Origin of the sequence: Bradyrhizobium sp. AC87j1 (genome assembly GCF_002936975.1) — a bacterium.
GTDB lineage: Bacteria > Pseudomonadota > Alphaproteobacteria > Rhizobiales > Xanthobacteraceae > Bradyrhizobium > Bradyrhizobium shewense.
The window spans coordinates 1-18,576 of record NZ_PTFE01000100.1; the positions used below are offsets into that span (position 1 = coordinate 1).

General features: G+C 63.4%; 18 protein-coding genes and 1 pseudogene. 10 read left to right on the forward strand and 9 right to left on the reverse strand.

Going from position 1 to position 18,576, the window contains the following annotated elements:
• The 4 genes and pseudogenes from CV770_RS43575 to CV770_RS33730 all read left to right on the forward strand — a co-directional run.
• A pseudogene (locus CV770_RS43575) lies at nt 1-117 on the forward strand (IS110 family transposase); the annotation flags it as partial.
• Between the two features lie 251 nt (nt 118-368).
• Nucleotides 369-923: a fasciclin domain-containing protein gene (locus tag CV770_RS33720; RefSeq protein ID WP_028139268.1), complete on the forward strand. Its 555-nt coding sequence runs from the start codon at nt 369-371 to the stop codon at nt 921-923.
• Nucleotides 924-1,107: 184 nt separating this feature from the next.
• Nucleotides 1,108-1,737 (forward strand): cytochrome b/b6 domain-containing protein, encoded by a 630-nt coding sequence (locus CV770_RS33725; RefSeq protein WP_091965028.1) that lies wholly within the window; start codon nt 1,108-1,110, stop codon nt 1,735-1,737.
• 10 nt (nt 1,738-1,747) lie between these two features.
• Nucleotides 1,748-2,530 (forward strand): molybdopterin-binding protein, encoded by a 783-nt coding sequence (locus CV770_RS33730; protein ID WP_104465423.1) that lies wholly within the window; start codon nt 1,748-1,750, stop codon nt 2,528-2,530.
• A 109-nt stretch (nt 2,531-2,639) separates the two neighbouring features.
• Here CV770_RS33730 and CV770_RS33735 read toward each other — a convergent pair whose 3' ends face one another.
• Nucleotides 2,640-3,839, reverse strand: coding sequence for a YbfB/YjiJ family MFS transporter (locus tag CV770_RS33735; protein ID WP_104465424.1), 1,200 nt, complete (start codon nt 3,837-3,839; stop codon nt 2,640-2,642).
• A gap of 131 nt (nt 3,840-3,970) precedes the next feature.
• Between CV770_RS33735 and leuB the strand changes: the two genes are divergently transcribed.
• Together leuB and CV770_RS33745 are read left to right on the forward strand one after the other, a co-directional pair.
• Nucleotides 3,971-5,083, forward strand: coding sequence for a 3-isopropylmalate dehydrogenase (gene leuB / locus CV770_RS33740; protein WP_104465425.1), 1,113 nt, complete (start codon nt 3,971-3,973; stop codon nt 5,081-5,083).
• Nucleotides 5,084-5,214: 131 nt separating this feature from the next.
• Nucleotides 5,215-5,856 (forward strand): DapH/DapD/GlmU-related protein, encoded by a 642-nt coding sequence (locus CV770_RS33745; protein ID WP_104465426.1) that lies wholly within the window; start codon nt 5,215-5,217, stop codon nt 5,854-5,856.
• 150 nt (nt 5,857-6,006) lie between these two features.
• Here CV770_RS33745 and CV770_RS33750 read toward each other — a convergent pair whose 3' ends face one another.
• Nucleotides 6,007-6,396, reverse strand: a complete 390-nt coding sequence (locus tag CV770_RS33750; protein WP_201760161.1) for a hypothetical protein — start codon at nt 6,394-6,396, stop codon at nt 6,007-6,009.
• A gap of 157 nt (nt 6,397-6,553) precedes the next feature.
• Nucleotides 6,554-7,342: a hypothetical protein gene (locus tag CV770_RS33755; protein WP_104465427.1), complete on the reverse strand. Its 789-nt coding sequence runs from the start codon at nt 7,340-7,342 to the stop codon at nt 6,554-6,556.
• Nucleotides 7,343-7,458: 116 nt separating this feature from the next.
• On the opposite strand from CV770_RS33755, the gene CV770_RS33760 reads away from it, so the two are divergent.
• Complete coding sequence (locus tag CV770_RS33760) at nt 7,459-8,493, forward strand: aspartate-semialdehyde dehydrogenase (RefSeq protein ID WP_104465428.1); 1,035 nt, start codon at nt 7,459-7,461, stop codon at nt 8,491-8,493.
• A 62-nt stretch (nt 8,494-8,555) separates the two neighbouring features.
• On the opposite strand, the gene CV770_RS33765 is transcribed toward CV770_RS33760, so the two are convergent.
• Nucleotides 8,556-9,197 carry a carbonic anhydrase gene (locus tag CV770_RS33765; protein WP_091965013.1) on the reverse strand — a complete coding sequence of 214 codons (642 nt, stop codon included), beginning with the start codon at nt 9,195-9,197 and terminating at the stop codon, nt 8,556-8,558.
• 169 nt (nt 9,198-9,366) lie between these two features.
• On the opposite strand from CV770_RS33765, the gene CV770_RS33770 reads away from it, so the two are divergent.
• Entirely contained in the window at nt 9,367-10,248 is an 882-nt protein-coding gene (locus CV770_RS33770) for an HpcH/HpaI aldolase/citrate lyase family protein (protein ID WP_104465429.1), read from the forward strand.
• 4 nt (nt 10,249-10,252) lie between these two features.
• Here the strand turns inward: CV770_RS33770 and CV770_RS33775 are convergent, their stop codons facing one another.
• Nucleotides 10,253-11,101 (reverse strand): Crp/Fnr family transcriptional regulator, encoded by an 849-nt coding sequence (locus tag CV770_RS33775; protein WP_502693633.1) that lies wholly within the window; start codon nt 11,099-11,101, stop codon nt 10,253-10,255.
• Between the two features lie 296 nt (nt 11,102-11,397).
• On the opposite strand from CV770_RS33775, the gene CV770_RS33780 reads away from it, so the two are divergent.
• Nucleotides 11,398-13,101: a caspase family protein gene (locus tag CV770_RS33780; RefSeq protein ID WP_104465430.1), complete on the forward strand. Its 1,704-nt coding sequence runs from the start codon at nt 11,398-11,400 to the stop codon at nt 13,099-13,101.
• An 836-nt stretch (nt 13,102-13,937) separates the two neighbouring features.
• The gene (locus tag CV770_RS33785; RefSeq protein ID WP_201760162.1) at nt 13,938-16,022 is read left to right on the forward strand and encodes a TonB-dependent receptor; all 2,085 of its coding nucleotides are present in this window, start codon (nt 13,938-13,940) and stop codon (nt 16,020-16,022) included.
• A 26-nt stretch (nt 16,023-16,048) separates the two neighbouring features.
• Here the strand turns inward: CV770_RS33785 and CV770_RS33790 are convergent, their stop codons facing one another.
• The 4 genes from CV770_RS33790 to CV770_RS33810 form a co-directional block, all read right to left on the reverse strand.
• Nucleotides 16,049-16,468, reverse strand: coding sequence for a hypothetical protein (locus CV770_RS33790; RefSeq protein WP_104465432.1), 420 nt, complete (start codon nt 16,466-16,468; stop codon nt 16,049-16,051).
• Nucleotides 16,469-16,685: 217 nt separating this feature from the next.
• Nucleotides 16,686-17,471, reverse strand: a complete 786-nt coding sequence (locus tag CV770_RS33800; protein WP_104465434.1) for a glycosyltransferase family 32 protein — start codon at nt 17,469-17,471, stop codon at nt 16,686-16,688.
• Between the two features lie 80 nt (nt 17,472-17,551).
• Complete coding sequence (leuD, locus tag CV770_RS33805) at nt 17,552-18,157, reverse strand: 3-isopropylmalate dehydratase small subunit (protein WP_104465435.1); 606 nt, start codon at nt 18,155-18,157, stop codon at nt 17,552-17,554.
• Between the two features lie 81 nt (nt 18,158-18,238).
• On the reverse strand, nt 18,239-18,576 hold a 338-nt coding region (locus CV770_RS33810; protein ID WP_104465437.1), incomplete at its 5' end, for a metallopeptidase family protein.

Here is an 18,576-nt window from a genome sequence, read left to right on the forward strand (position 1 = left end):
CGACAGGTCGGCAAACCGGCCAAGCTCGCCCTCATTGCCGTTGCCAGGAAGCTGCTAACGGTCCTTAACGCTATGATGCGCGACAGGAAACCGTACCTGAAGGCCGGCCCCCAATAACAGTTGCCGGATCTGCGCTTCGCTTGTCCGGGACGACGGCGGGGTGTGCCGTGTGCACGCCCACCACACGGACACCCCGCCGCATAGTTTCACGCATCACAAAGAATTTTTCTCCGAAACCGCACGGCGAATCCTCCCGTAGTTCGGTCCAACGACGGCGCTGCTGCTTCACGCCAACAGGTCGCAGCCGCCGTTGTTGCCCCAACTCAAGACCGGCCATCGCCGGTTACAATTCAATCGGGAGACTTTCCATGTCGAAGCGCATTGCCTATCTCGCCGCCGCCGCCTTCAGCGCCCTGGCCATCACCGCGACCGTGGTCGCGCCTGTCCGCGCCGAGGAGAAGACCGTCATGGTCGGCGGCGCCGCGATGTTCCCGTCCAAGAACATCGTCCAGAACGCGGTCAATTCGAAGGACCACACCACGCTGGTCGCGGCGGTGAAGGCGGCCGGCCTGGTGCCGACGCTGGAAGGCAAGGGCCCATTCACGGTGTTCGCGCCGACCAACGCCGCCTTCGGCAAGCTGCCGGCCGGCACCGTCGACAATCTGGTCAAGCCCGAGAACAAGGCGACGCTGACCAAGATCCTCACCTACCATGTCGTGCCCGGCAAGCTCGAGGCCTCCGACCTCACCGAGGGCAAGAAGCTGAAGACCGCCGAAGGCGAGGAACTGACGGTCAAGAAGATGGATGGCAAGACCTGGATCGTCGATGCCAAGGGCGGCACCTCGATGGTCACGATCTCCAACGTCAACCAGTCGAACGGCGTGATCCATGTGGTCGACACCGTGCTGATGCCGGCGACGTAACACCGCGCGATCCTGTTTCATCCCCCCGAACAGGATGCGACGAAACGGCGAGCCGGGGGCACCCGGCTCGCTTTATTGTGACCGCCATAGCCCGACGCTATCGATTCGATGGCGGACAGGGCGTAACGAAAGCGGGCGCATCGGCGTATAATCGGTGTCACACGACGTTCAGGACGGAACCATCATGTCGAGCCTCACAGTCACCGACGAGCAGGTCAGCGCCGCCCCGGGCAAAGTGATCCAGCCCGCCTGGGTCCGCGTCATGCACTGGGTCAATGCCTTGGCCATGATCCTGATGATCCTGTCGGGCTGGCAGATCTACAACGCCTCGCCGCTGTTCGGCTTCAGTTTTCCGCGCGAGTACACGCTCGGCGGCTGGCTCGGCGGCGGCCTGCTCTGGCATTTTGCCGCGATGTGGCTGTTGATGATCAACGGCCTCGCCTATCTCATCATGGGCTTCGCCACCGGCCGCTTCCGCAAGAAACTGTTTCCAATCACCCCGTCAGGCGTGCTCCACGACGTCAGGGCAGCGCTGACCTTCAAGCTCGGCCATGACGACCTCACCGTCTACAATTACGTGCAGCGCCTGCTGTATGCCGGTATCATCGTGGTCGGCGTGCTGATCGTGCTCACGGGGCTGGGCATGTGGAAGCCGGTGCAGCTGCATTGGCTGGTCACGCTGTTCGGCGACTACCCGACCGCGCGCTACATCCATTTCTTCTGCATGGCCGCAATCTGCGCGTTCCTCGTCGTTCACGTCCTGCTCGCGCTGCTCGTGCCGAAGAGCCTGCGCGCCATGATCATCGGCCGCTGAGGAGGAGAACATGGCAAAGCGCTCATTCCTGATCCCCGGCGTCGACAAGCGGCTCTTGATCAAGGACTCCATCAAGACCATGCCCGACGTCACCCGCCGCCGCTTCATCGCGGGCGGCGCCAGTCTCGGCGCGCTGACGCTGCTCACCGGCTGCGATGTGATCGACTCGTCCTCGGCCGAGGAGATGCTGAAGCAGGTCTCGAAATTCAACGATGCGGTGCAGGCCTTCATTTTCAATCCCGATGCGCTGGCGCCAACTTTCCCCGAGAGCGCGATTACAAAGCCGTTTCCGTTCAATGCCTATTACGATCTTGATGACGCGCCCGACGTCGCTGGCGCCGACTGGAAGCTCGAAGTGCGCGGCCTCGTCGAGAACAAGAAGTCCTGGACGCTGGACGAGCTCTACAAGCTGCCTGAGGTCACGCAGATCACCCGTCACATCTGCGTCGAGGGCTGGAGCGCGATCGGCAGCTGGACCGGCACGCCCTTGCGCGATTTCCTCAAGCTGATCGGCGCCGACACGCGCGCCAAATATGTCTGGTTCCAGTGTGCCGACAAGGACGGCTATAATTCGCCCTTGGACATGCGCAGCGCGCTGCATCCGCAGACCCAGATGACGTTCAAATACGCGAACGAGATCCTGCCGCGCGCCTACGGCTTCCCCATGAAGATCCGCGTGCCGACAAAGCTCGGCTTCAAGAACCCGAAATACGTGGTCTCGATGGAAGTCACCAACGACTACAAGGGCGGCTATTGGGAAGACCAGGGGTATAATTCGTTTAGCGGGAGCTGATCGTCGTTCCGGCGGAGCTGCCGTAGGGTGGGCAAAGCGAAGCGTGCCCACGCGCTTGTTGCAATCCGAGAGAGATCGTGGGCACGGCGCAAGTGCGCCTTTGCCCACCCTACAGCACCGGTTCCTTGGCTGGCCCCACCTTCCCCTGACACAGCGCCGCGACCGCCCCCAGCGCCAGCAGCGCCGCCGACACATTCAGCGCGTAACTCAAGCTCCCCAGCGCGTCCGTGATCGCGCCGACCACGATCGGCCCCAGCGTTTGCCCGACGCCGAACGAGATCGTCATCGCCGCGATCGCGGTCGGCCACATCCCTGGCGGATAGTTGAAGCGCACGAAGGCGGTGGTCGAGCCGACCACCGCGAAGAAGGCGACGCCGAACACCACCGCGGAGACCGCGAGCCATGCCGGCGAATGCCCGAGCATCGGCAGGGCCGCTCCTAACGCGTTGGTGCCGAGGATGATGGCGGTGGCCAATCCGCCGCGATCGAGCGCCAACACGCCGCGCCAGGCCCAGGGTGTGACGAAGGCGGACAGGCCGATCAGGCCCCAGAAAGCGGCCTGCGCTGCGGCCCCGCCGCCGCCGTCGCGCACATAGGCGATCATGAAGGTCATGTAGGCGATGTAGCCGGCGCCGAACAGGAAGTAGCCCGCGAGGTAGATCAGCACAGGACGAATCGCGAAGGCGGCGTGGCTGCCTTCCGAGAAACGCGCGCCGCTTTCGATGCGGATCAGGAACAGCGGCACGGTCATCGCGGCCGAGAGCAGTGTCAGCGCCCACCACACCATCCACCACGAGCCCGGCCCGAAATATTGCAGCGTGAACGGGGCGATCAGTCCCGAGGACAGAATGCCGATGCCGGGCCCGGCATAGAACAGGCTGAGCAGGAAATTGGCCCGCTCCGGACGCGACTGGGCGATGGTCGCAGCCAGCGCGCCGCCGGCGACGAAGCCGGCCGCGGCGCCGAGACCCAGCACGAGGCGCGCCAGGCTCAGCGCGACGAAATTCCCCGTCAGCGCGCAAATGGCGAGCGCGGCGAGGCAGGCGAGGGTTCCGCCGCGGATCGCGGCCGCCCAGCCGACGCGCTGGATCAGGCGCGAGGCCACAAGCGCGCCCACGAGATAGCCGACGGCGTTGATGGTGTTCATGAATCCGGCGGCCGAATAGGACCAGCCGAGGTCCTCCCGCATGTCGGGCAGCACCAGCGCATAAGCAAAGCGGCCGATGCCGAGCCCGACGGTGGCCGCCAGCGACAGGGTCAGGATCAGCCGCGCGGGATGCGCGTAGGGCGGGCGGTCTTCTACGTGCAAGGGGTACTCCGGCCTACCCAGTGTGTCAGGCTCCGTCCGCCTTGCACAGCCGCACCCCGGCAATGGTGTCTTGCCAAGCGCGCAACGCCGCTCTAGCACTCCGGCCGAAATCGATCTCAGAGGAAACGACCATGGCGACCCACAAACTGCTGCTGCTTCCCGGCGACGGTATCGGCCCCGAGGTGATGGGCGAGGTGAAGCGGCTGATCGACTGGCTCAATTCGGCCGGGATCGCCAAGTTCGAGACCGACACCGGCCTCGTCGGCGGCTCCGCCTATGACGCGCACAAGGTGTCGATCTCCGAGGGTGACATGGCCAAGGCGCTTGCCGCCGATGCCATCATCTTCGGCGCGGTCGGCGGTCCGAAGTGGGACGCGGTGCCCTACGAGGTGCGCCCGGAGGCCGGCCTGCTGCGCCTGCGCAAGGATCTGGCCTTGTTCGCCAACCTCCGTCCCGCCGTGTGCTATCCGGCGCTGGCCGATGCATCGAGCCTGAAGCGCGAGGCGGTCGAGGGCCTCGACATCATGATCGTGCGCGAACTCACCGGCGGCGTCTATTTCGGCGAGCCCAAGACCATCACCGACCTCGGCAACGGCCAGAAGCGCGCCGTCGATACCCAGGTCTACGACACCTATGAGATCGAGCGCATCGGCCGCGTCGCCTTCGAGCTTGCCAGGAAGCGCAAGAACAAGGTGACGTCGATGGAGAAGCGCAACGTCATGAAGTCGGGCGTGCTCTGGAACGAGGTCATGACGGCGGTCCACAAGCGCGAATATCCTGATGTCACGCTCGAGCATCAGCTCGCCGATTCCGGCGGCATGATGCTGGTGAAGGCGCCGAAGCAGTTCGACGTCATCGTCACCGACAATCTGTTCGGCGACATGCTGTCCGACATCGCGGCGATGCTGACGGGTTCGCTCGGCATGCTGCCCTCGGCCTCGCTCGGCGAGGTCGACGTCAAGAGCAAGAAGCGCAAGGCGCTGTACGAGCCGGTGCACGGCTCGGCGCCCGATATCGCAGGCCAGGGCCTCGCCAATCCCATTGCGATGATCTCGTCCTTCGGCATGGCGCTGCGCTACTCCTTCGACATGGGCGCGCTCGCCGACAAGGTCGACGCCGCGATCGCCGCCGTGCTCGCCAGCGGCCTGCGCACCGCCGACATCAAGTCGGAGGGCACCACGGCCGCCTCGACCACGCAGATGGGCGAAGCGATCCTGAAGGAATTGCAGAAGCTGCACGCGTAAGCGGCAAGCGCAGCTCTCGTAGGGTGGGCAAAGCGCAGCGTGCCCACGTTCTGAGTGCGATTAGAAAGAGATGGTGGGCACGGCGCGTTGCGCCTTTGCCCACCCTACGGCACCTGCTCTCGGAGCACCTCATGGATACCTCGCCCCGCCCCAAGCTCGCGGAAACCATCATCCATGACACGGTGCGCCAGCGCGAGGCGCAGATCGGCCGCCGCTGCGAGGTCCTCAGCCATACCCGCATCGAATATGCCTCGCTCGGCGACTACTCCTATCTCGGCGAGAATTGCGAGGTCGCCGACGCGGAAATCGGAAAATTCACCGCCATCGCCAATTCGGTGCGGATCGGTGCGCCCAATCATCCGATGGGCCGGCCGTCCCAGCATCGCTTCACCTATTGCCCGGAATATTACGAGACGGGCGCAACGCGTGATCGTGACTTCTTCGCGGACCGCCGCGGCGACCAAGTGATCGTCGGCAATGATGTCTGGATCGGACACGCCGCCATCCTGCTGCCCGGCGTGAACGTCGGCGACGGCGCGGTGATTGCGGCAGGCGCTGTCGTCAGCCGCGATGTCGAGCCCTACACGATCGTCGGCGGCGTTCCCGCCCGCCCGATCCGCAAGCGCTTTCCTGATTCCGTTGCGGACAGCCTGCGCCGCATCGCCTGGTGGGATTGGCCGGATGAGCTCATCTTCGGGCGCCTCGCCGATTTCCGCTCCGAAGTGATCGAAGAGTTTTGCAAGCGCTATGATCCGGTGTTTGCGGAATCGTAGGGCAAAGCGAAGCGTGCCCACGCATCTTTTTGCCATTGAGAGACAGCGTGGGCACGACGCTTTTTCAGCGCCTTTGCCCACCCTACGGCATCTCGCCAAAACAAAAAGGCCGGGCGTAAGCCCGGCCTTTTGATTCGGATCGCTGTCCGCTCAGTACAGCGGGAAATTCTGCGGATAGCCGCCGACGTCCTGCGGCGGCGAGAGCGGCTGGCGGTCGATCGGGCGGTTGAGGTTCTCGCGGGCGAAGGACGGATAGCCAACCGCCGGCGGGAAGGCGTAGTCGGAGAACTTGCGGTCGCCCGGATTGACCTCGGTGCCGCCGTCGAGCCAGGAGCGCTTGCTCACATAGATGCGGGTGCGGCCCTGCTGGTAGACGGCGTTGGGGCCGCTCGGGCCGTAATAGTGCCGGCCGCGCTCGTCATAGCGCTTGGTCTTGTTGTCGGCCGAGGCCGGCGTCGCCAAACCAATGACAGAGGACATGGCAATCACGGCGCCCGCTGCAAACAAGGTCGCCAATTTGGCAGAGAATTTCGAGCTCATCACGTCCCCTTCAGGCGGCAGGCCGCCAGTCGATTTCACCCCCATACTAGCCCGGCCGGGGTGATTGCAACTAGGTCTATTGGGTCACACCAGCTCGGAATAATCGTGCGCGCTGGCAAAAGTTGCATCAATACCAGCCACTTGGGCTTGATGCCGATCAAAGCGCCCCGCGCAATTGCGCGTTGGCGGCGCCCAGCAGCCAGTCCGGCGAGCCCGCGAGGTCGCAAGCACGGCGCTTCAGCTCGGCACGGGCGAACAATTCCTCCAGCTTCGGCTCGTTGCCGGAGGTCAGCAGCGTCAGCCGGTTCAGCGTGCAGGCGATCGCCGCACGCCGGGCGGGCAGGGTATCGCCCTGGCAGGAGAAGCCGGAGATCTGCAAGGCCGGCTCCTCGTTGCGCTTGAGGTAGCCGAGGCAAGCCGGCGTCCCCTTGTCCGTGCCGATCGGCCGGAACAGGGCGACGGGGCCGAATTTCGTCTCGATTAGCCCGGCTTGCTCGAGCGAGGTGGCCGCCCCGAGACCCATCTGGATGGCGAGGTCCATTGCTACAGGACGGGCCACATCGAACTCGCCGCCTTCCCGATAGATTTCGAGCTCGGCCAGCGGCTGGTCCGCCGCGCTCGCCCACCGCATCACGTCTTTGCGGCCGCCTTCGGGATGCCGAAGGATGGTGTAAGAGGCTGTTTTCTCTGATGAATCGATCCGGCTAAGGGCGAAGGCCGGGTGCGATCGGTCGCCCGTGCTCCAGCCCGGCTTGTCTGCGGGATCATCGCCGCGCAGCTCGGGCAGCTGGCCCAGCGCGGCGAGGGCGAGGATGGCAAACAGCGCGAGCGCCCCCACATAGGCGACCAGATGCGCCAGCGTGCCGACGACCTCATCGGCGATAGCCAAGAGCGTCAGCTGGATCTGGGTAGGGCTAACGGCCGTGCTGGCCTCAGGCGACTGCATCCACGGCCTTCAGGCATGGTCCAACGTTGTCTTGAGGCCGGTTCTCGCATAGAAGCGCTGCTCTTCCTGTTTAAGCGTCAGCTTCGGGAACGGGCTTTTTCATCGGAGAGTGAACGATGGGTTACAAAGTCGCAGTCGTCGGCGCGACCGGCAATGTCGGACGGGAAATGCTCAACATCCTGGATGAGCGCAAATTCCCCGCGGACGAGGTCGTGGCCTTGGCGTCACGCCGCAGCGTCGGTGTCGAGGTCTCCTATGGCGACCGCACCCTGAAGTGCAAGGCGCTCGAGCATTACGACTTCTCCGACGTCGACATCTGCCTGATGTCGGCCGGCGGCGAGGTATCGAAGGAATGGTCGCCGAAGATCGGCGCCGCCGGCACGGTCGTGATCGACAACTCCTCGGCTTGGCGCATGGATCCGGACGTGCCGCTGATCGTTCCGGAAGTGAACGCAGGCGCGACCGAAGGCTTCAAGAAGAAGAACATCATCGCCAACCCGAACTGCTCGACCGCGCAGCTCGTGGTCGCGCTCAAGCCGCTGCACGAGAAGGCGACCATCAAGCGCGTCGTCGTCTCGACCTATCAATCGGTCTCGGGCGCCGGCAAGGACGGGATGGACGAGCTGTTCTCGCAGACCAAGGCCGTCTACACCAACGACGAGCTGATCGCGAAGAAATTCCCCAAGCGCATCGCCTTCAACGTCATCCCCCACATCGACGTCTTCATGGAGGACGGCTACACCAAGGAAGAGTGGAAGATGATGGCGGAGACCAAGAAGATTCTTGATCCCAAGATCAAGCTCTCCGCCACCTGCGTGCGCGTGCCGGTGTTCGTCGGCCACTCCGAAGCCGTCAACATCGAGTTCGAGAATCCGGTCACCGCGGATGAAGCGCGCGACATCCTGCGCAAGGCGCCCGGCTGCCTCGTCATCGACAAGCAGGAGCCCGGCGGCTACGCCACGCCGTACGAAGCGGCCGGCGAGGATGCGACTTACATCAGCCGCATCCGCGAGGACGCGACGGTGGAGAACGGCCTCGTGCTGTGGTGCGTGTCCGACAATCTGCGCAAGGGCGCCGCGCTCAACGCGATCCAGATCGCGGAAGTGCTGATCAACCGCAAGCTGATCAGCGCGAAGAAGAAGGCGGCCTGAAAGCAGGCGAGTGGTGAGTAGCGAATGGCGAATAGAGATTTCTATGCGCAACTCGCCATTCGCTACTCACCATTCGCCCTCTTGAATTCCTTGCTCGCCTTGTCCAGCACGAACAGCGATCCCTCCGCGACGCCGAAATAGGCGCCGTGGGTCTGCATCTGGCCGCTGTCGACCGCTTTCTGCACGAACGGGAACGTCATCAGGTTTTCCAGGCTGCGGAACACCGCGGCCTTCTCGATGCGCTCGACGAATTGCGCCATGGTCTCGCGCTCGCGCTGCTCGACCACTTCGCCCGGCTTGATGAACATCTGCATCCATTTGCCGATGAAGTCGCCGGGCGTCAGCGGCTCGATCTTGTCGACGAAGGCGCGGATGCCGCCGCATTGGGCGTGGCCGAGCACCACGATGTGCTTCACCTTCAGCACCGTCACCGCATATTCCAGCGCGGCCGAGACGCCATGCGCGTTGCCGTCGGGCTGATATACCGGCACCAGATTGGCGATGTTGCGGACCACGAACAATTCGCCCGGGCCGACGTCGAAGATCACCTCGGGCGAGACGCGGCTGTCGCAGCAGCCGATCACCATCACTTCCGGCGACTGCCCCTTCACCGACAGGTCGCGGTAGCGGGTCTGCTCGGTCGGCAGCCGCTGGGTGGCGAAGGCTCTGTAGCCTTCCAGCAAATGCTCTGGGAATGCGGTCATGGCCTATGCCTAAACATATACCGCCGGGGCGAACAAGCCTTTCGAATAGGCAGGCCAGATGTTATCGCCTGTGGCTGTTGGCTTGAGCATGATCCTTGCCGGAAAACCGCCGCACAGTTTTCCGGATCGTGCTCTACAGCCGCCTGAGGAAACCGAAGGGAACGCTTGCATGACCCGCCCGCGCCGCAGCCATCTGTTCATGCCCGGCTCCAATCCCCGCGCGCTGGAAAAGGCGCGCAATCTCGCCGCCGACGGCCTGATCCTCGATCTCGAGGATTCCGTCGCCCCCGACGCCAAGGCGGCCGCGCGCGATGGAATCGCGGCGGCCATCGCGGCCAAGGGGTTCGGCAGGCGCGAGATCCTGATCCGGACCAACGGTCTCGACACGCCCTGGTGGGCCGACGATCTCGCCATGGCCGCCAAGGCCTCGCCTGACGGCATCCTGGTTCCAAAAGTTTCAAGTGTCGAAGATCTTGATACGATCGGCCTCCGTCTTACCGAGCTTGGCGCGGCGCCGACGGTGAAGGTCTGGGCCATGATCGAGACCGCGCGCGCCGTGCTGCACGCGGAGGAGCTGGCCGAGGCCGGGCGCGATCAATCGCGGCGTCTCTCCGGTTTCGTGTTCGGCCCGAACGACATCTCACGCGAAACGCGCATCAAGATGCTGCCCGGCCGCGCCGCGATGATCCCGATGATCACGCACTGCATCCTGGCGACGCGCGCCCACGGCCTCGAAATCCTCGATGGCCCCTACAGCGACATCGCCAATTCCGACGGCTTTGCCACCGAATGCGCGCAGGGCCGCGATCTCGGCTTCGACGGCAAGACGCTGATCCACCCCTCGCAGATCGACGCCTGCAACGCGATCTTCACGCCGCCCGAAGAGGAAGTCGCGCGCGCACGAAAAATCATCGCGGCGTTCGAGCTGCCGGAGAACGTTTCGCGCGGCGCGATCCGGTTGGACGGCGCGATGGTGGAGCGGCTGCACGCCGACATGGCACGGCGCACGATCGAGATCGCGGATGCGATTGCCGCGATGAGCAAGGGCTGAAGCGTCAACTCGAAAAAGCGATATCCGCTTTTCCGCGACAAACGGCCATCTTCTGTTCGCCAAGAGCAGAGGACGGTGCGGCCAATTCCTCGCAATACATCCGATCGATGTTGTGCTGCATGAGCGCATAACAATCGCAGGCGACCTTCTCGAGCCGCGCCCGATCGATCTCTACAAACCCGCGCCCGTCGGACGGGACCGCGCCGGCCTCGCGTAGCTTGCTCATCGTCAGAGTTACTGTCGTCCGTCGCACCCCAAGCAGTTGCGCAAGCGCCTCCTGCGTCACCGGAAGCCGGTCATCGGGCACGCGGTCGTGAAGCTGCAGGAGCCACCGCGCCATGCGGCCATCCACCCGGTGCAGCGCGTTGCAAGCGGCTACGTGCTGGAGCTGCAATAACACCGCGCGGGCGTGGACCTGCACGACGTTCCTGATGGCTGTGCTTTGCGCAAAGGCGGCGCGAAATTTGGCGGCGGAAATCAGCGATGCTGTGCCGGCTATGCGAGTAACCGCGGTCACGGATGAAAGCGACGGGCCGAGCACGGAGAACGAGGCCAAAGCGCCTTCCCGTCCCATCAAGGTGGTTGCGACCGTTTGCCCGTCCGGCATATCGAGCATGAAGGCGATTGCGCCGCTATGGGGAAAATAAACCGGGTCGAGCTCATCGCCCGACCGCACCAGGACGGCATCGGGTTCGAACGAGACCTTCTGGAAGTAGGGCGTGAGCAAGCCGAGATCCGCCGGCGGCAACGCCGCCAGTAGCCGATTCCCGATGCCCGCGCGGTGGACGGTCGACGTGTCCTCTTGTGGACGAGCCCCCAATGAACGACGGGGTCCGTCTATTTCATTTGCCATGATTGTCCGAAATCCGAATTGATCAATGGCAATGATCCAAACAGAGCCGATAGGCGAGATCAAGCACGGATAATTGCGGTGGCCGTTCCGGCATCCTCGCCGCGCAAACAAGATGTTGCATACATCATACTATTAACGCCTCATTGCCACTCGGCGAGTCGCCCATGAGGTGGGAGCTCTGCTGACCGTCACCATCAACGGTCCGGCAGATAGTCGAGGCTTTTCCCGTTGCGGTGGTGAACAGGGGTGCTACCCTCAAAGCTGTTATTAGATCATTAGGTCTGGGCAATCCATTGATGCGGTTTTTTGGGGCAGCCGTCCTTCTCGTCACGTCGCTTTTGTTCACTGAGCCGGCCCTTGCGCAGTCTCGGGTTGCTCTTGTCATCGGCAATGGGGCCTATGAGAAGGTGCCGGAGTTGCCGAACCCGACTCGCGATGCGGCCGACATCGGCCGCGCGCTGGAGCGACTGGATTTCAAAGTCACGCTGGTCAAGAACGCGACCGCGCAAGAGATGAGGAAGGCCGTCATCGACTTCGGCCGCTCTGCCGAAGCATCCGATATCGCCGTCGTATTCTACGCCGGGCACGGCATGGAGGTCGGCGGCGAGAATTGGCTGATTCCCATCAGCGCGGAACTGCGGAGCGACGCCGATATCGAGAGCGAGGCTGTGAGCCTGCGCTCGGTGAGCCTTCAGGTTTCGAGGGCACGGAAGCTGGGGCTCGTGATCCTGGACGCATGCCGCAACAATCCCTTTGCCGCGAAGATGAAACGCTCGATCAGCACCCGGGCCGTGCCGCGCGGGCTCGCGCCGACCGAACCTTCCGACAATGTCCTGATCGCGTATGCCGCCCGCGATGGCACCACGGCGAGCGATGGCGAGGGCCGCAACAGCCCCTTTACGGCGTCGCTTCTTCGCCACATCGAAACGCCGGGCCTGGAGATATCGTTTCTGTTTCGCCGGGTTCGCGATGACGTGATGGCGGCGACCAAGCGCGAACAGCAGCCTTTCGTGTATGGCTCCTTGTCGAAGGAAGAGATTTACCTGAGAGCTCCTGCCGCAAGCGCTCCGGCACCAGTCGTGTCCGCCCCGGCGCCAGCCGCGGCTCCGGCGCCCGCAAGTCCCGCAGAAGACGAGAAGTTTTGGCTGGCGATCGAGACGTCGACAGCGGCAGGTCTCTATGAGGATTTTCTGGCCAGATATCCCCGCAGCAGCCATGTCGACGAAGCGCGCCGCCGGATGAAGAAATTCAAAGCCAACGAAGTTGCGGCGCTCGCATCTCCGGCCGTCCCTCCCAAACCGGACGCAACCGGGCGCCAAGGGTCTGATGGAAAAGGGTCTGACGTAAAGACCGTCGTCCGAAATCTATTTGCGCCGGAGGATAGCCAGAAAGTCGCTGCCATCGCGGCAGCTCAAAAACTCGAATTGCCGAGCTTCACCATCTCGCCCGATCCGAACGATCCGCTGAACGCCAATTCCAGGTTTGTCGGCGTGTGGTCCAACAAGCGTGGGTGGACCAATGGCAAGGGACGCTATGCCATGCTGATCATCACGGGGGTCTCCGCGACGGGCTTGGCCAAGGGATACTACCTCTGGGGCCCGCCCACGAAACAATCGTGGGCGAAGGACGTGGCGGGATACAAAGTGTTCGCCGAGTATATCGAGAACGATAAATTCTCCATCAATGGAACGCCGGTCACAGTCAAGCTGGACAAGAACGTCTTGGCCCTGTCTTCCTTCAAAAAGGAGAATCCGTCAGAGACCGCGAGTATCGAGCTTCGCCCAGTCTGGCAGCTTGTGCCGGCTCCAGAGCAGGCCGAGCCTTCAACCAAACGCGAGAAAGTCTCGCAGCCTCGTGCCGCCAAAAAGGAAAGCGCGGCCGAACCGAGCCCGCCGAGCAATGTCACTGGGACGAGCATGGAAGAGCGCTATCGTGCGTGCAGAAAGCTCGTGAAAGGATTTGCCCAGCGCGATGCTTGCGCGCGAAATGGCACGATCTAGAGCGCTTTCGAGCGAAGTGGGTACCGGTTCGCGTGAAGAAAACGCGTCAAAGCAAGAACCTAGAGCTGGATGACTCCGGCGGTTGACGCCGCCTCAATGCGATGCGACGTCGGTGCGATCGAGCGATTCTAGCGTAGAGGCATTCGCGTAATAGCCGTGATAATTCTCCGCGGCGGTGCCATCAGTGAGATCGCGGTCGCACTATCCCTTGTGATTGCACAGCGGCAGACCCGCTCCATGTCAGGCAGCAATTGCGGCTGTGCGCGCTGACACCTCGTCGTGCGACGAGTCCTTCTTGCGTCCAACAATGTCATCTCGCGTCTCGACACGTTCGTCCGACGGACTGTGACAATCACCCGCATCCGTCGCGCCGCGACCTCTGGGTGCAAGCTTTGAGTTGATGTTGCGCGGAAGCGCTTCGTGCGAATGCACGCGTGATTTTGATGTTTCGCGCCCGCCAGCGTTGGACGCCGTGAAATCCAAACATCAGCCGACAACGTCTCGTCTGCGTCTCGCGCCGAGATCTCGCTCAATACATTAGATGCCTTCTATTTGGCGATGCTCGTCCGGCTGTTTATTGCACTCTGTGTCTCGTCGGCGCGATGAGACGGGGCATCAATAAGAAAAGACTCCGGGGTACTATGATTCACGATTGGAATGGCGGGCGCGTATTTTGGCTCGTGTCGGTATCGATGCTGCTGACCACGACATCGTCATTCGCACAACAATCCAACGTTCAACCGTCGGCAGGATCCGGACAGTCGCTTCCTCCGGTTGCCGTATCTGCGCCGGAGCGCCGCGTTGCGCCCGCCCGGAGGCTGCCTTCATCGAATGCAGTGCGCGCGAGGCGTCAGGCTGATCGGCCCGCGAGCGCGCCGGCAGCAAGCGCACCTGCGACGATCGGCGCGCAGCGCGCCGCATTGCCGGTACCGTATGTCGGCGGACAAGTCGCGCGAGGCGGCCAGCTCGGCCTGCTCGGCAACAAAGACTACATGGATACGCCATACAGCCTCGCCAGCTATACGGAGAAGACCATCCGTGACCAGCAGGCCACCAGCGTCGCCGAGGTTCTGACCAATTCCGATCCGTCGGTCCGCGCGGCAATCGGCAGCAGCAACCGCTATGACGCACTGACCATTCGCGGCTTCCGGGTCGAGAACAGCGAGATCGCGCTGAACGGGCTGTACGGGCTGGTGCCGGCCTATCGTATCAACCCGGCGCCGATCGAGCGTATCGAATTTCTCAAGGGCCCGGGCGCGTTCCTCAACGGCATGGCCCCTCAGGGAAGCATCGGCGGTAGCGTCAATGTCGTGACCAAACGTGCTTACGAAGATCTGACGCGCCTGACCGTCGGCTACATGTCGAACGCCCGCTTTGGCACGGAGGTCGACGTGGCGCGCCGCTACGGGGATCAGAAGGAATGGGGCGTCCGGTTCAATGGCGGGTTCAATGGTGGAGACACCACGATCGACCGCCAATCGGTGCGTGACGGTGTCGGTTCGCTCGGTGTCGACTATCGCGGCGAGCGCTTCCGGTGGTCGGCCGATGTCATCTATCAGGACGACTGGATGAAAGCTGCGGCGCGCGGCTATACACCGGTCAAGGGCATCGCGGTGCCGAATGCGCCGGATCCTCGCATCAATCTCGCCCAGCCCTTCGACTATGCCCGCGCAAAGAGCCTCACCGGCCTGACGCGCGCTGAATACGACCTGTCCAACAACGTCACCATGTTCGGCGCCATCGGCGCCAATCAATTCGGTTATGACAAGCGCGAGGCGCCGGGAGCGACGATCCTCACGACTTCGGGCGACGCACTTTCAACGTCGCGCTTCCAGACCGGCAAGTCCGAGGCCGTGTCTGGCGAAGCCGGTGTTCGGGCGCGATTCGATACGGGCCCGGTCGGCCATGAAGTCGTGGTCAGCGGCAGTGTCCTGAACCGAACCGACTGGCTCGGTCAGACCAATTACGGGAACTATCTCACCAACATCTACACGCCCACGCTGCTGGCGGGCCCCGGCGCGCCGATGTCGTCCTTCGCCGAGGGCAAGTCCGACTTTCTCGGCCTGCGAAGCGTCGGCGTTGCCGATACGCTCTCGATGATGAACGGGATGCTTCAGGTGACCGTCGGCGCCAGACAGCAGCAGGTCATTGCGAACGGCTTTGATCCCGCGAGCGGTCTGGAGATCGCGCACTATGACCAGAGCGCGACGTCGCCCTCCGTGGCCCTGCTGGTGCGACCGATCAAGGAAGTGTCCTTTTACGCCAGCTACATCGAAGGTCTTTCGCCCGGACCCACGCCGCCGGCCGGCGCAGCCAACACCAACGCGGTGTTCGCTCCCTTTAAGACAAAGCAATACGAGGTCGGCACCAAGCTCGATCTCGGTCGCTTCGGCGCGAGCCTGGCGGTGTTCCAGATCAGCCTGCCGAGCGGCGTCGTCGATCCCGTCACCAAGATCTACAGCCTCGACGGCGAACAGAGAAACCGCGGCGTCGAGCTCAACACCTTCGGCGAAGTGGCGCCCGGGGTCCGGGTTCTGGGCGGTGTGACTTATCTCGATGCACGGCTCACCAAGACCGAAGGGCACCTCTATGACGGAAATCATGCGGTCGGTGCTCCGGGCTGGCAGAGCAATCTTGGTATCGAGTGGGATGCGCCCTTCCTGCCTGGACTGACGGCGACGGCTCGCACGATCTACACCAGCCGGGCCTATGTCAGCACCGACAACATCCAGAGCGTCCCCGCGTGGATGACCTTCGACCTCGGGGCACGCTATGCCACTAGTCTCGCTGGGCGGCCGACCACGTTCCGCGCGTCGCTCACCAATCTGTTCGACAATCGCTACTGGATCGGAAATCCGACCGGCTATGTGATCAGCGGCATGCCGCGGACGCTGTGGCTATCGATGTCGGTTGACTTCTGACGCGGAATGAGCCGGCGTTGCGCCGCTCACCGCGGCGTGACATCGGCGCGATCGAGCGATTCCAGCGTCGCGGCGTTGCCGCAGTAGCCGTGATAGTTCTCCGCGGCAGTGCCGTCGGCCAGATCGCGGTCGCATTGTCCCTTGTTGTTGCAGAGCGAGCAGACCCGCTCCATGTCGCGGAGCAGCAGCGGCTGCGCGCGGCCTAGCCCTTCGGCGCTGATGCCAAGCTGCTGCAGCATCATTGGCAGCTCGTCGGCAGAATGCTTGCCGTGGCGGACCAGTTCCTCGAGATCGTCAGGCGCGATCCTCAAGTCGCTCGCGATCCGGTCGAAATCGGCGCGATCGAGCTGCCGCATCTCGTTCAGCTCGCGGCGATGCTTCAGCCAGCTCGCAAAGGAATCGATGAGGTCCTGGACGATGGGATATGGCCTGCTTGCGGTGCTCATGCGAGGCTCCGTTGGGATCGTGGAGTTAGAGCCAGATTAGGCACAATGGTGCAGGCGCGCGTTGCGCTGGATCAAATTGAAAAGCGGTCGCGTGTCCCGGACGCGCTGCAGCGTGCAACGCTGCTGCGCAGAGCCGGGACCCAGAAATGCGACAAGATGGGTCCCGGTTCTGCGGAGCGTCACTACGTGCCGCACCGCGTCCGGGACACGAAAGAGCTCAGCTAAACCGCTCCGCCGCCCAGGCATACAGGCTGCCGGGAATCGGCTTCTCGCCACCGCGGCCCTTGGGCGAGATGTGCAGGCCGATGATCTCGGGGCTGGTGACGAGGCCGAGATAGCTCGAGGGATCGAAGAACAATTTTGGCTCGGCATGCACCGCATAGAACGACTGCTTCGGCAGCGCGTTCTGCAACTCACCGGTGCGGCGCGCGAGTGCGGTGAGTGCCGCGGGCCCGAAGATCGCGACGCGGATATCCGAGAGACGGCTTGAGCCGCCGCGGAGGCGGCGCATCATGAAGGTGATGCGATGGCGGACCGACAGCCAGTTCGGCGTCAGCTCCTCCTGCTCCATCAGCTCCTCGAAGGCGGCAACGATGCCGTGCCCGGGCGGCAGGTAGATCACGGAATTGCCGAGCTGGCGTGGCCGCTCCCAGGCAAAGTATGGCTTTGCCGGATCGATCTCGACCGGCTTCAGGAGCAGCACGTCGGCGTCGAGCCAGAGGCCGAGATTCTTCGCCATCAGCTTCATGCGGAAGAAATCGCTGAACTGCAGCGTGGTCCAGTCGCGCCAGCTTCCGTCCGGTTGCGGTGGCCGCAAGCGTTCCGAGAACGCATGCGGCAGGATCGCTTCGGCATCTGCGTTTGCGACGCCGGCGGGCAGGCCGGGAATGGTGTCGAAGCTGTAGACGGTGACCTTGTGGCCGGCCGCGAGCTGCGAGCGCAGACAGGTCTGGCGCAGTGCGTCCATCGGGCCGTGCCAGAAGGTGACGATCTCGGGCAGCATGCGGCGAAGCTATACGGGATAAGCGAGACAAAGAAAAAGCCCCGGCGCTGATAGCACCGGGGCTGAATGAAGACGCGAGCTCAGGCCCAGGCGCGTTCGCGCTTGAGCTTGTCCTCATAGGTGTCAATCGAGGACTTCTTCTCCATCGTCAGGCCGATGTCGTCGAGGCCGTTGATCAGGCAGTGCTTGCGGAACGGATCGATCTCGAACTTGACCTTGCCGCCGTCGGGGCCGCGGATCTCCTGGTTCGGCAGGTCGATCGTCAGCGTCGCGTTGGCGCCGCGCTCGGCATCGTCGAACAGCTTGTCGAGGTCTTCCTGGCTGACGCGGATCGGCAGAATGCCGTTCTTGAAGCAGTTGTTATAGAAGATGTCGCCGAACGAGGTCGAGATCACGCAGCGGATGCCGAAGTCGAGCAGCGCCCAGGGCGCATGCTCGCGGCTCGAGCCGCAGCCGAAATTGTCGCCGGCGACCAGCACCCTGGCATTGCGATAGGCGGGCTGGTTGAGAACGAAATCCGGATTCTCGCTGCCGTCGTCCTTGTAGCGCTGCTCGGAGAAGAGCCCCTTGCCAAGGCCGGTGCGCTTGATGGTCTTGAGGTACTGCTTCGGAATGATCATGTCGGTGTCGACATTGATGATCTTCAGCGGCGCCGCGACGCCTTCCAGCGTGGTGAACTTGTCCATGGTTGCGCTTTCCCGGATGGGTCTAGGGGAACAGGTATTTATCGCGATCGGGGTCGGAATCCTAGGCCGAATTGGGCAGGTCTACTCTGCCTGCGCCTCAATCGCCGCCATATCGTCGTCCGACAGGCCAAAATGATGGCCGATCTCGTGGATCAGGACGTGGCGGACGATATGGCCGAGGCTCTCGTCGTGCTCGGCCCAGTAATCCAGGATCGGCCGGCGGTAGAGCCAGACCATGTTGGGCAGCCGCGCCACGTCGCCAAGGCTCTGCTGCGGCAGGCCGACGCCCTGGAACAGGCCGAGCAGGTCGAACTCGCTCTCGCATTCCATCTCGTCCAGGACCTCCTCGGTCGGGAAGTCGTCGACGCGGAGGATCACGCCCTCGCACAGGCTACGAAATTGCGCCGGCAGGCGCTCGA

Bases quoted from the DNA above. Each gene is read 5' to 3' on its own strand.
- CV770_RS33720 (WP_028139268.1), top strand. From the start codon at position 369: ATGTCGAAGCGCATTGCCTATCTCGCCGCCGCCGCCTTCAGCGCCCTG.
- CV770_RS33725 (WP_091965028.1), top strand. From the start codon at position 1,108: ATGTCGAGCCTCACAGTCACCGACGAGCAGGTCAGCGCCGCCCCGGGC.
- CV770_RS33730 (WP_104465423.1), top strand. From the start codon at position 1,748: ATGGCAAAGCGCTCATTCCTGATCCCCGGCGTCGACAAGCGGCTCTTG.
- leuB (WP_104465425.1), top strand. From the start codon at position 3,971: ATGGCGACCCACAAACTGCTGCTGCTTCCCGGCGACGGTATCGGCCCC.
- CV770_RS33745 (WP_104465426.1), top strand. From the start codon at position 5,215: ATGGATACCTCGCCCCGCCCCAAGCTCGCGGAAACCATCATCCATGAC.
- CV770_RS33750 (WP_201760161.1), bottom strand. From the start codon at position 6,396: ATGAGCTCGAAATTCTCTGCCAAATTGGCGACCTTGTTTGCAGCGGGC.
- CV770_RS33755 (WP_104465427.1), bottom strand. From the start codon at position 7,342: ATGCAGTCGCCTGAGGCCAGCACGGCCGTTAGCCCTACCCAGATCCAG.
- CV770_RS33760 (WP_104465428.1), top strand. From the start codon at position 7,459: ATGGGTTACAAAGTCGCAGTCGTCGGCGCGACCGGCAATGTCGGACGG.
- CV770_RS33765 (WP_091965013.1), bottom strand. From the start codon at position 9,197: ATGACCGCATTCCCAGAGCATTTGCTGGAAGGCTACAGAGCCTTCGCC.
- CV770_RS33770 (WP_104465429.1), top strand. From the start codon at position 9,367: ATGACCCGCCCGCGCCGCAGCCATCTGTTCATGCCCGGCTCCAATCCC.
- CV770_RS33775 (WP_502693633.1), bottom strand. From the start codon at position 11,101: ATGGCAAATGAAATAGACGGACCCCGTCGTTCATTGGGGGCTCGTCCA.
- CV770_RS33780 (WP_104465430.1), top strand. From the start codon at position 11,398: ATGCGGTTTTTTGGGGCAGCCGTCCTTCTCGTCACGTCGCTTTTGTTC.
- CV770_RS33790 (WP_104465432.1), bottom strand. From the start codon at position 16,468: ATGAGCACCGCAAGCAGGCCATATCCCATCGTCCAGGACCTCATCGAT.
- CV770_RS33800 (WP_104465434.1), bottom strand. From the start codon at position 17,471: ATGCTGCCCGAGATCGTCACCTTCTGGCACGGCCCGATGGACGCACTG.
- leuD (WP_104465435.1), bottom strand. From the start codon at position 18,157: ATGGACAAGTTCACCACGCTGGAAGGCGTCGCGGCGCCGCTGAAGATC.